Raw genomic sequence first — 11,982 nt, 5'->3', positions numbered from 1 at the left:
AGAAAAAGAGGCTGAACCTCAAAAGTTTTTACACTTTTGAGTCAGCCCCTTTTTCTTTGTTTTATGAGCCGCGAGAATCATCGTAAGGCTGTTCAGAATGATACTCTGGGTCATCGTGGGTTGGATGTGCGCCAGGATCATGTCTTTCAAGTCCTTCATGCAAGGTTTTATTTTCGTAGTTAAAGGCACTGTAATAACGCTGCTCTTCTCTCCACGGAGTTGATTTCCCTAAAGCCCTTTTGATAGGGGAACCGTACGGACCTTCAGGCAGATCTTCAGGAAGCACATAGTTGCGACCGGTCTCTACATTCGAAAAATCAGTATACTGCTTTGTCTCTTTTTCGAACAAAAAAACCATCCTCTCGGGGCCAGTTTAGGATAAAGGCTATCTCTATCCTTACTTAAAGTTTGTCCCGTAGAAGATGATTCTTGCTTGGTACATTTTGAGTGAAACCTCATTTGTGAAGTAGTTGATTTCCGTTCCAGGATGCTCGCTTTCCGCGTGGCGTGCGGTGAGCCTCCTTGGCGCTCTGCACCATTAGGAGTCTCACCTGACCGCTTCATGGAAGTATCCTTGCTCCTGCGTCTACAAGTAAATGCTACCGATGTGAGCTTCCTCGTCGCATGCCTAGCGAGAAGCTTCTCATGTGGTAGGCACGCACCTTGCACTCCAATCATCTTGCAAGGTTGCTTTTTACCTTTAAGAAAGCCTGTTTTCGCATACATTGTTGCTTTTGAAAGTAGTTGATTTCCGCTCCAGGTTGCTCGCTTTCCACGGGGCGTGCGGTGAGCCTCCTGCCGCTTTGCGCCGTTAGGAGTCTCCACCTGACCGCTCGTCCCGTAGGAGTCGGCAACCTTGCGCTCCTATCAACTAGCACATGATGAGAATAGAAAAAGCCTAAAGCAACAATCTTTTAGAAAAGAGCCTTAAGAAAAGAGCGTATCTAAAGATGTTGCTACTGGGATATTTAGGAAAACTCTTCCTTGGAAAATTAATTGGAGTGGAAGGGCGAGACTCCTCGAAAATGAAAATCACATTTTCTTCGTGCGATGTATCGCTGCCGGAGCCTTCCTTGTCCTGCAGGATGAGTGGGACAGATGAGACCAATCAATGTCGCTAAGCGACGATTGGGCTCATCGCACACCCTGAGGAAAGCGAGCCCTGCAACGGAAATTAATCTCATTCAAGAGCAACAAAAATTCCCCAAAAAGCCTTTAAATAACCTCCGCTAAAAATTCACGCAGCTCCATAGCATCCTCTTCCGTTAAGTTAAAAGCATGCTCCAAATAGCCTTCTTCTTCTAAATCATCCTGTCCAATAATAGCAAAGTGACTGCCAAGCATATTCAGCACAAGTGATTTTCCGTAATGACGGCTTGTTTTAGTAATAGCTAAATCGAATCGTGTATTTTTCCCCATAAAGCTTACAAAGCGGGTTTCCGTTTTTTCTGTATCGTCATACAAGAAAAATGTTTCATCTGACATATATAAAGCCTCCTCAAATTTCTTAGTGATAATTTTCATTTTTAGGATAAATGAATTCTCTTCTTTTATGTTACACTTTACTTGATAAACTTACAAAAGGTGATGACTATGTATTTTGTTGACCGCAAGAAAATCAACGAGCATTTAGTGTATATGAATGAATTAATATCAACATTTGAAACAATGTCTTTTCCAGAAAATCGTGTTAAAGTTCTTGCTGTAGAACGAATCGGCCATTTGCTTATTGAATCCATGATGGACGTTGGTAATATGATCATCGACGGTTTTATCATGCGTGATCCAGGCAGCTTTGAAGACATTCTGGATATTCTTATTGATGAAAAAGTATTGCCAAGTAATGAAGCAGCATCTTTAAAAAGTGTAGTAATTATGCGTAAATCGCTCGTTCAGGATTATCCGCAATCAGATGTTGAACAAACATACAATACGATAAAAAAATATATGCCGGAACTGTCAGCTTTTCCAGCTCATGTTAAGCGGTATTTAGAAGAAGAATTAGGGCCGGTATCTGCATTTTTACCGGAATAAATGGGACTAAATAGTTTTTAAACATTTTTATTTAAAAATGTACGTTTTCTTATGTTTACGGTAAAATGGTAAAAAGGATGGTGATGACTGTGAAGAATCACACCTCAACACGTGATGAGATCATCTATCTTTTAAAAAGAAATAAACGGATGACCGTTACGGAAATGGCTAAATCCCTAGGGATTACAGAAATGGCTGTTAGACGCCACCTCAATACATTGGAGAGGGACCATGTTATTGAAACAACGCTTGTGCGTCAAGCCATGGGAAGACCTATCCATTTTTATCATTTGACCGCAAGCGGTGATGAACAATTCCCGCGAAACTATTCCGGATTGACCGTTGAATTTTTAAGAGATATTGAAGACCTGAGTGGAACTGAAACGGTAGATGGCTTATTTAAAAGACGTGAAAACCGGCTTCAGGATAAATATAAAGATCGTATGAACAACCTGACTCAGTTTGAGCAAAAAGTGAATGAACTGGCTAACATTCAAAATGAAGCAGGATATATGGTTGATTGGCAAAAGGGTGAGGATCCCGGTACTTATGTCCTAACTGAGTATAATTGTCCGATCGCTATGGTAGCCAATGAATATCAGCAAGCTTGTTCATGTGAACTATCTTTATTTAAAAGAATGCTTAATACAGATGACATTGAACGGAAGACATGTATGGCAAAAGGCGGCGATTATTGCTGTTATGTCATTAAAGAAAAAAGAGCTGCATCTGAAGGATAACCTGCTTCAGGTGTGTTTTTTTTGGCAATGGGCAGAATGATAAATGTACATAAAGGAGAGAAATTAATGAAAGCATATAAAGGATTTTTGATTGATTTAGATGGCACGATGTACAGAGGAACGGAAAGAATCCATGAGGCGGTTGAATTCGTTAAAAAGCTGAACGAGCTTAATCTTCCATATTTATTTGTTACGAATAACTCTTCAAAAACTAAGAAACAAGTTGCAGAAGTATTGAAAGGGTTTGAAATACCTGCTACTACTGACCATGTTTTCACAACGAGCATGGCAACAGCCAGCTACATATCGAATCTAAAAGAAGGTGCGAAGGTTTACTGTATCGGTGAGGACGGCATTAGAGAAGCTCTTACGGAAAAGGGCTTAGAACTTGTGGATGAAAATCCAGACTATGTTGTAATTGGCATTGACCGTTCTATTACTTATGAGAAATTAGCTAAAGCTTGTCTAGCGGTTAGAAACGGAGCTACATTCATCTCAACCAATGGAGATATTGCTCTTCCTACAGAAAGAGGGCTTTTGCCTGGAAACGGCTCGCTGACTTCTGTTATCACGGTTTCAACGCAGACTGAGCCTATTTTTATCGGAAAACCTGAGCCGATTATTATGGAAATGGCACTTAAAACATTAGGTACTAAAAAAGAAGAATCGCTGATGATCGGTGATAACTACCAAACCGATATTTTAGCAGGGATTCGAACAGGACTGGACACACTCCTTGTTCATACAGGGGTAACAACAAAAAAGCATCTCGAAGATATCGATATCCATCCAACGTACACAGTTAACGGTTTAGATGAGTGGGAGATTAAATAAACACCGAAATATTGTTGTGAAGATAAACAGTTGATTGGAGCAAGCATCCAGAAGCGGAAATCAACTTCCCCCTGTTATCTTAAATAGCAACAACAAAAAAGGCTTAAGGGCAAAAGAATTTCTCTCTTGTTCTTAAGCCTTATTATTATTCCGTGTTTGCAGCCCTGTGTGCCAGTCGGCTGGATGCCGCTGCTGCGATTGCACCTACAATATCATCTAAAAACGTGTGAACTTTGCCAGTAGACTTATCATTTAATTTTTCTAAAATACCAGGTTTTTGTTTGTCGATGAATCCGTAGTTCGTAAATCCAATCGAACCATATATATTTACTATAGAAAGTGCAATAATTTCATCAATACCATAAAGACTCTCATCTCTAGCCAAAATTTCTTGAAGCGGCTGTTCTAACTTCTTTTCTTCAGCTAGAACATCAAGCCCGATGCCAGTTAATATGGCATTTTGAACTTCACGCTTTGCAATGACTCTTTCAACATTTTCTCTGCATACATCCATTTTTAAATCAGGATGGTAGGGGACTTGGAGAAAATAAACGAGTTCAGCTATATCGTTTACCGTAACGCCCCGTTCGTTCAGCAATTTGCGTGCTGTTTCTTCGACATTTTCCACTTTTTTATTTTGCATCCCTGTACTCCTTTTCCTGTAGTCTCCTTAGCTTTGTATAGTATATGTTTTCACGATAAAGTTATGAATTTATCAAAAAAAGCTAACCACTTCGCCAATATGGGCATACAATGGTGTATCCATATATGCGGATGTTAATGATCTTGCAGCCGTGGAAAGCTGATAGGTGGGGGGATCGCCTTTGTTTGAAAGAGATATTTTTCATCATTATCAACTTGTTTGTGAAGACAGACGATCGGAATCCGGGTACCGGACATTTACCTGCAAGGGAGACCAGTATATTGTTATTCCTCAGCAGCAGATGACATATGAGAAATTGCAGGAAATGATATTCATCAGTGATTTATTGCAGCAGCGGGGAGAAAGCAACTTGCCCGTACTTCATCCGACCATTACAAACATGCCTAGTGCATATGTAGATGGAGAATCCGTAATCATCTTCAAAAAGTCTCATAAGAAGGAAGAACAGCGGAATGTTTCATTAGGAATGGAGCTGGCAGAATTTCATAAAAGGGGTAAAGGGCTCGAGCAATATTACCCGGTTCAGCAGGTTGCCTATGGGCAATGGCCACTCTTATGGATGAACCGTGTTGATGAAATGCACAACACATATGCTGAAGTGTCAGCGAGAAAACAAAAAAATGATTTTGACCATCTATTTATAACGACTTTTCCTTATTATGAGGGACTTGCAGAGAATGCCATTCAGTACATCACAGACTATCAATTAGAAAGAGGTCCAAAGGGAATCGGGTCTGCTGCAATCTGTTATGACCGTTTTAGTGAACGCTCCTGGCTGAGATCTTCTAGCGGTTTTATTAAATTGCCTGTGGGCTGGGTTATTGATAGTCCGATGAGAGATATGGCGGAATGCATTCGTGAAAAAATTTATCAGCCACAGTTTAGAAGTGACGAAGTATTAAATTTAATTGATGACTATGAAAAGGTAAAACCTCTGTCGAAAGGTGCTTGGAGATTGTTGTATGGAAGACTCTTATTCCCTTCACAATATTTTGATACAGTTGAAGGCCATTATAAAAATGAGAGGGATATAGGAAAAGAACTATATGTACGCCGCTTTACTGACTTAATCTCGTATGAAAGACAAAATGAGTATTTTCTTAAAAGCTTTTTCAGATCGATTGGTTTACCTGTGCGTGAATTAAATATTCCGATGGTTGACTGGCTCGTTCCAATGATTTGACGATAAAGGGCTCTCCGTAAGAGCTCTTTTTTGTTTTTTCTGTACGTTCATGCGAAAATAAAAATAAGGAGTGAAAGCGGATGCAAAAACCATATGTATATGTCACAAGAAAGCTGCCTGAAGAAACACTTAATGCCCTAAAAGAAAAAGCGGAAGTCGGCATGTGGCCGCATGAGGAGAAAGCCGTTCCTCGTGAAGTTCTTTTAAAGGAAGCACAAAAAGCTGAAGGGTTATTAACGATGCTGTCAGACAAAGTGGATGGTGAACTTTTGGATAATGCCCCTTCATTGAAAGTTGTAGCTAACCTCGCAGTAGGTTATGACAATATTGATATACATAAAGCAAAAGAAAATAACGTAACGGTATGCAATACACCAGATGTTCTGACCGATTCAACAGCTGATTTAGCCTTTGCATTAATCTTGGCGGCAGCCAGGCGTGTTGTTGAATCAGCCAACTACGTGAAAGAAGGTAAATGGAACAGCTGGGGTCCCTTATTGCTGGCAGGAGCTGATGTTCATCATAAGACAATCGGAATCGTAGGTATGGGGCGAATTGGTGAAGCGGTAGCAAGACGTGCAAATGGATTCGATATGAACATCTTATATTACAACCGAAATCGTAAACCTGACGCAGAAAGAAACTTAAATGCTGAATATAAGGATTTTTATGATCTGCTGAAGGAGTCTGATTTTGTTGTTTGTCTTGCCCCGCTTACAGCAGAAACGAAAGGCATGTTTAACAGGGAAGCCTTTCAGGCGATGAAAAAAAGCGCTATTTTTATTAATGCTGGACGAGGAGCATCAGTTGATGAAGAAGCACTAGTGGATGCTCTTCAAAACGGCATAATAGCTGGAGCCGGATTAGATGTTTTTGAAAAAGAACCGATCGCAGTGGATCATCCGTTTCTAACGATGAATCAAGTTGTGGCTTTGCCTCACATTGGTAGTGCAAGTGTGGAAACGAGAATGAAGATGGCAGAGCTGGCTGGTCGTAACATCGCATTTGTTTTAGATGGCAAAGCGGCTGAAACTCCTGTCAGCTAAGGAGGAAAACAAATGACCATTCGTCCTCTGGAAGGAAAAACAGCGGTTGTAACTGGAGCAAGCCGATTGAACGGAATCGGCGCTGCAATCTGTTTACAGCTCGCTGAAAAAGGTGCAAATATTTTTTTCACTACATGGGGCACATATGACAAACAGATGCATGAAGGCGATTATCAAAGTGATGCAGATATTTTGGTTGGAAAGCTTCAAAATTTTGGAGTTCAAGCTGTATATAAAGAGATTGATCTAGCAGAATCGAACCAGATTCCTAATCTCTTTAATCTGATCGAACAAAAACTTGGCTCGCCAAGTATTCTTGTTAATAATGCATGTTTTTCACAAAACCACACTTGGGAAGAAACAACAAGCGAGATGCTGGACAAGCATTACGCCATAAATCTTCGCGCGACTGCTCTTTTAAGTGTGGAATTCGCAAAACGTTTTAAAGGATCAAAGGGAAGCATCATTCATCTGACTTCTGGCCAGTCAAAAGGTCCGATGACAGGTGAAATGGCTTATGCCGCTACAAAAGGTGCGATTGACGCTTTAACGGTAACGATGGCTGCGGAACTAGGTCATAAAGGGATTACAGTTAATGCTGTAAATCCTGGACCGACCGATACCGGATGGATGACAGAAGTTCTTAAAGAAGTATTATTGCCGAAGTTTCCTTTAGGAAGAATCGGCAAACCTGAAGATGCAGCAAGGTTGATCGCGTTTTTAGCTTCACCAGAAGCCGAGTGGATTACAGGACAAATCATCCATTCTGAAGGCGGATTTTTAAGACAATAATATAACTTGCTAAAAGCTTACTTGTGAGATGGTTTATAAAAGCCGTCAAAAACAAGTAAGCTTTTTTCGTGATTGGGTATAGGGGTATGTGAGTTGCGAAATTTGTCCATGTGTGTCGACTCGTGGTTATTTTACAAATAACGTGCGATTATCTAATTTAACGTGAGAAAAATACTGGCTAACGTGGGATTAATACGATTTACCACGGGAATTCTTGCTCCAATACCTGGTGAGGTATTTCTTAAGGGGCAGTTTTTTAACTGAAACTACTACGAGATCAAGCAAAATAAAAGGATGAACCCGAAATGGCGGGTGCATTCTTTTTTTATTAAAAACGAACGAATTTTGTAAGAAATAAAAAATTAATAAATATACTCTTGAATTAATTTTTATACAGTTCTATAATGAACCTTAACTTATTAAAGGAGTGATGTGGTTTGAGAGCTGGAATTATTGGAGTAACCGGATATGGTGGATTAGAATTGTTCCGGCTGTTAACCGCACATCCAGAAATCAAAGAGGTATTTCTCTATTCATCCTCAAAACAAGGTCAATTACTTTCTGATGAAGCACCTCACTTGCTTGGGATTAACGAAAATAAACTTCGCTCGTTTGAGCAGTTAGAGACGGATGAACTCGATGTTCTGTTTTGTTCAGCTCCAAGCGGGGTATCATCAGAACTTCTTCCTCCGCTCCTTGACCGGAAGATGCGCGTGATAGATTTGGCAGGAGATTTTCGATTAAAAGAGGCAGATACATATCGAAAATGGTATGGAAAGAAGCCTCCGAACACTTCTTTTGTAAATAAAGCGGTATACGGCTTATCGGAATGGAACAAGAAGGAAATAAAAGAAGCGGCTTTAATCGCAAATCCGGGTTGTTACCCTACAGCAGCGCTGCTCGGAATATTACCTTTAGTAAAAACAAAACTGATAAACCCGAAAACACTGATCATTGATGCGAAAAGCGGACTATCAGGTGCTGGGGCTTCGCCTCAAAAAGCATCTCATTTTACGAAAGCAAATGATAGTCTGAGTGTTTATAAGATGAACAAACATCAGCATATACCAGAGATAGAACAAACGTTGAAAACCCTTGCTGATACAGAAGTTAACATTACCTTTACGACTCATCTTGTACCGATGACTAGAGGGATAATGGCTACTATGTATGCAGAGCTGGCGGACGATATCCAATCTCATACTGTCAGTGAGATTTTCAATGAATCCTATAAATCAAAACCTTTTGTCCGTGTTTTTAAGGAAAATACAGATCTTTTTACAAAACAGGTGTACGGTTCAAACTATTGTGATTTAACATTTGCGATTGATGAACGGACAAATCGAATCACTGTTGTATCTGTAATTGACAATCTAATCAAAGGTGCTGCCGGGCAAGCAGTACAAAATATGAATATCATGGTCGGCTTAAACGAATCAGAGGGACTGCAACAATCACCATTGTTCCCATAAAAAGAGGAGGCAGGATAGATGCAGGCTACAAAACCATCCATACACAAGGTAACAGGTATAAACATTGCTACACCAAAAGGCTTTTACGCAAGCGGACTGCATTGCGGAGTAAAACATAAGAAGCTGGATTTAGGGCTGATATACAGCCTGGTACCAGCAAACGCTGCAGGAGTTTACACGACAAATCAAGTCCAGGCGGCTCCGCTAAAAGTGACACAGGAGAGCATTAAACAAGAGGGAAAGCTTCAGGCGGTTATCGTGAACTCTGGAAACGCCAATGCATGTACCGGTAAAAAAGGCCAGGAAGATGCAAAGGAAATGCAGCTGCAAACTGCGAATAAGCTTGGAATTCCTCCACACCTTGTTGGAGTTGCATCTACCGGAGTAATCGGTGAACACCTGCCGATGGATAAAATAACGGAAGGCATTCAAAATCTTAAGCTGGATTCCGAGTTGAAAGGTTCCATTGATTTTTCTCAAGCCATTCTAACTACAGATACGGTATCAAAAAATACGACTTACTCTTTTAAGATCAATGATAAAACGATTACGATCGCAGGTACTGCAAAAGGTTCAGGGATGATTCACCCCAACATGGCAACGATGCTTGGATTTGTTACAACAGACGCTAATATTCATCAGGATGATCTTCACGAAGCGCTGTCCTATGCTGTAGAACGAACATTTAACTGCATTACTGTAGATGGTGATACTTCAACGAATGATATGGTCCTTATGCTTGCTAATGGTATGGCCGAGAATGAGGAGCTGAACAAAAATCACCCGGAATGGGATTTATTCTTGGATGCTCTTGTCCTTGTTTGTGAAGATTTAGGCAAACTTATAGCTAAAGACGGTGAAGGGGCGAGCAAACTTATTGAAGTAAACGTAAGAGGAGCGAGAACAGAGAAGGAAGCTAGAATCATAGCCAAAACGGTTGTAGGATCACCTCTTGTTAAAACGGCTGTCTTTGGATGTGACGCGAACTGGGGGAGGATCCTTGCAGCTGCAGGATATAGCGGAGTGGCTTTTAACCCAGACCAAATTAAAATACTGATTGGCGATCATGAAGTAGTGGCAGATGGAGAGCCTGTTGTCTTCTCAGAAGAAGAACTTCGAAACTACTTAAAAGGCCAGGAAATTCATATCACCGTCATCTTATCAGAAGGCTTCGGAAACGGAAGAGCCTGGGGATGCGACCTAACCTATGATTACGTGCAAATTAATGCCAGTTACCGAACGTAAAAGGATGTGGAAAATTTGTTGTCTGTATTAAAAATTGGAGGAAGCACATTAGAAAACTTACAGCCTGCCTTTTTTAACAGTCTGCGAAACAAGATTCGTAATGGTGAAAAAATAGTCATTGTTCATGGCGGGGGACCTGAAATTAATAAAAAGCTGCAAGAGAAGGGTTTGCCGGTTCAAATGGAGGACGGAATAAGAATCACATCACCAGATACGCTATCATGCGTAAAAGAAGCATTAAAGGATATAGCAAATACGAAGCTGGTAAAGAGATTAAACAAAGAAGGAATTCAAGCTGCCGGCTTATGCGGATCAGACAATACACTTATTCAGTGTGAGTTTTTAGACGAAGAGAAGTATGGATGTGTCGGCAAAGTTAAAAAAGTGAACACAGAGCTTTTAGAAAAAATATTAGAATCGGGGAAAGTTCCTGTTATTGCTTCTCTAGGTGTCACCGAAAACGGGGATGAAGTAAATATCAATGCAGACACCGCAGCTGGTGAAACAGCAGCAGCACTTTCAGCCGTATCAGTCTGCTTCGTTACAGATATATCAGGAATTCAAGTAGAAGGACAGAAGGCTGATCGGTTAACCGTTACTCAATTAAAGCAATGCATAAATGACGGGCACATTTACGGCGGGATGATACCGAAAGTGGAAGCAGCTATGAAATGTCTAAACCTGAATATCGATGAAGTGCTAATAACGGACCAAACATTATCAGGTACATGCTGCTATAAGGAGGTACTTGCGATATGAGTTCTTTATTCCCAACGTATAAAAGAAAAGAGTTTCAGCTTCAAAAGGGAAGCGGGACATATGTGTATGATGAAAACAACAAACGCTATTTAGATTTTACAAGCGGAATTGCCGTAACGAGCCTTGGTCATTGTCATCCGGAAATCGTCTCGGCAATCAAGAATCAAAGTGAGAAAATATGGCATACATCTAATCTATTTAAAATCGAACAACAGGAAGTTCTTGCTGAAACACTTGTGAAAAACACACCATTAGATTTAGCCTTTTTTTGCAACAGCGGTGCTGAAGCCAATGAGGCGGCAATTAAACTTGCAAAAAAGTTTACTGGAAAAAATAAAATCATAACGTTTAAAGATTCTTTTCATGGGCGTACATTCGGCTCTATGTCCGCAACAGGTCAGCAAAAGATCAAAGATGGCTACGGCCCCCTTGTTTCTGAATTTGTGCACGTGCCATGGGGTGAAACAGAACAGCTAAAAAAAATCGCAGATGATGATACCGCTGCTATAATGATGGAAGTTTTTCAAGGTGAAGGCGGAGTACGTATGGCTGAGCTCTCATTTTTTAATGAAATTCAAAAGATCTGCGATGAGAATCATATCCTGCTAATTATAGATGAAGTGCAAACGGGGATCGGAAGAACAGGGAAAAGGTATGCATTTGAACATTTCGTTTTAAACCCAGACATCGTTACACTTGCAAAAGGGTTGGGAAATGGATTCCCGATTGGAGCTATGCTTGGTAAAGATAAATTGAAAACTGCTTTTGGACCAGGAAGCCATGGGACGACATTTGGTGGAAGCCCCTTAGCCTGTGCAGTGAGTCAGTCGGTTCTAAATATAATTTTCCAGGATGAATTTTTACAAGAAGTTGAACGTAAAGGAAATGAATTTAAGGGAATTCTTGCAGACTCGCTGCAATCACATCCACTCGTAAAAGAAGTCAGAGGCAAGGGTTTATTGATCGGGATAGAATGTGAGCGACCTGCGGGCAGTTTGATAGAGTGGCTTGAAGAGCATGGTCTATTAACCGTTCCGGCAGGAGAGAACGTAATTAGATTGCTCCCGCCATTAACCGTTTCTGATGAAGAATTAGAAACAGCTGCAGCGATTATAAATCAATTGTTTAAACAGTATCATACGGTATCCAATTAAAAGGACGAATAATCCTTATTTTTTATACGTATAAATGAATAAAAATACGAATAGATATA

Annotated in this window: 13 protein-coding genes; 10 read left to right on the top strand and 3 right to left on the bottom strand. The window is 40.4% G+C overall.

Annotated elements, in window-relative coordinates; all coding sequences use genetic code 11:
- Positions 1 to 61: 61 nt before the first annotated feature.
- On the bottom strand, positions 62 to 358 hold the full coding sequence (locus ABE41_RS15600; RefSeq protein WP_172827368.1) for a hypothetical protein: 297 nt from the start codon (positions 356 to 358) through the stop codon (positions 62 to 64).
- 857 nt (positions 359 to 1,215) lie between these two features.
- Positions 1,216 to 1,485 carry a DUF3055 domain-containing protein gene (locus ABE41_RS15590; protein WP_066292236.1) on the bottom strand — a complete coding sequence of 90 codons (270 nt, stop codon included), beginning with the start codon at positions 1,483 to 1,485 and terminating at the stop codon, positions 1,216 to 1,218.
- Positions 1,486 to 1,593: 108 nt separating this feature from the next.
- Here ABE41_RS15590 and ABE41_RS15585 point away from each other — a divergent pair, with 108 nt between their 5' ends.
- From ABE41_RS15585 to ABE41_RS15575, 3 genes are all read left to right on the top strand, one after another.
- Positions 1,594 to 2,034, top strand: a complete 441-nt coding sequence (locus ABE41_RS15585) for a DUF86 domain-containing protein (protein ID WP_066292234.1) — start codon at positions 1,594 to 1,596, stop codon at positions 2,032 to 2,034.
- A gap of 83 nt (positions 2,035 to 2,117) precedes the next feature.
- Positions 2,118 to 2,774, top strand: coding sequence for a helix-turn-helix transcriptional regulator (locus tag ABE41_RS15580; protein ID WP_253805362.1), 657 nt, complete (start codon positions 2,118 to 2,120; stop codon positions 2,772 to 2,774).
- Positions 2,775 to 2,840: 66 nt separating this feature from the next.
- Positions 2,841 to 3,608 carry a TIGR01457 family HAD-type hydrolase gene (locus tag ABE41_RS15575; RefSeq protein WP_066292230.1) on the top strand — a complete coding sequence of 256 codons (768 nt, stop codon included), beginning with the start codon at positions 2,841 to 2,843 and terminating at the stop codon, positions 3,606 to 3,608.
- 145 nt (positions 3,609 to 3,753) lie between these two features.
- On the opposite strand, the gene ABE41_RS15570 is transcribed toward ABE41_RS15575, so the two are convergent.
- Positions 3,754 to 4,251 (bottom strand): phosphatidylglycerophosphatase A family protein, encoded by a 498-nt coding sequence (locus tag ABE41_RS15570; RefSeq protein WP_171978779.1) that lies wholly within the window; start codon positions 4,249 to 4,251, stop codon positions 3,754 to 3,756.
- A 181-nt stretch (positions 4,252 to 4,432) separates the two neighbouring features.
- On the opposite strand from ABE41_RS15570, the gene yutH reads away from it, so the two are divergent.
- The 7 genes from yutH (at position 4,433) to ABE41_RS15535 (ending at position 11,923) form a co-directional block, all read left to right on the top strand.
- Positions 4,433 to 5,455, top strand: coding sequence for a spore coat putative kinase YutH (gene yutH / locus ABE41_RS15565; protein WP_066292227.1), 1,023 nt, complete (start codon positions 4,433 to 4,435; stop codon positions 5,453 to 5,455).
- 80 nt (positions 5,456 to 5,535) lie between these two features.
- Positions 5,536 to 6,501, top strand: a complete 966-nt coding sequence (locus tag ABE41_RS15560; RefSeq protein WP_066292226.1) for a 2-hydroxyacid dehydrogenase — start codon at positions 5,536 to 5,538, stop codon at positions 6,499 to 6,501.
- 12 nt (positions 6,502 to 6,513) lie between these two features.
- A complete protein-coding gene (locus ABE41_RS15555) occupies positions 6,514 to 7,293 on the top strand; it encodes an SDR family oxidoreductase (RefSeq protein WP_066292216.1) in 780 nt (259 codons plus the stop codon).
- A 437-nt stretch (positions 7,294 to 7,730) separates the two neighbouring features.
- Positions 7,731 to 8,765, top strand: coding sequence for an N-acetyl-gamma-glutamyl-phosphate reductase (gene argC / locus ABE41_RS15550; protein ID WP_066292213.1), 1,035 nt, complete (start codon positions 7,731 to 7,733; stop codon positions 8,763 to 8,765).
- An 18-nt stretch (positions 8,766 to 8,783) separates the two neighbouring features.
- Positions 8,784 to 10,010 (top strand): bifunctional ornithine acetyltransferase/N-acetylglutamate synthase, encoded by a 1,227-nt coding sequence (gene argJ / locus ABE41_RS15545; RefSeq protein WP_066292212.1) that lies wholly within the window; start codon positions 8,784 to 8,786, stop codon positions 10,008 to 10,010.
- Positions 10,011 to 10,028: 18 nt separating this feature from the next.
- Positions 10,029 to 10,769, top strand: coding sequence for an acetylglutamate kinase (gene argB / locus ABE41_RS15540; protein WP_172827367.1), 741 nt, complete (start codon positions 10,029 to 10,031; stop codon positions 10,767 to 10,769).
- The gene (locus tag ABE41_RS15535; RefSeq protein WP_066292200.1) at positions 10,766 to 11,923 is read left to right on the top strand and encodes an acetylornithine transaminase; all 1,158 of its coding nucleotides are present in this window, start codon (positions 10,766 to 10,768) and stop codon (positions 11,921 to 11,923) included. Before argB ends, ABE41_RS15535 begins: the two co-directional genes overlap by 4 nt.
- Positions 11,924 to 11,982 lie beyond the last annotated feature (59 nt).

Source organism: Fictibacillus arsenicus, assembly GCF_001642935.1.
Lineage (GTDB): Bacteria > Bacillota > Bacilli > Bacillales > Fictibacillaceae > Fictibacillus > Fictibacillus arsenicus_B.
This window is presented reverse-complemented; position numbering and strand designations above follow the sequence as displayed.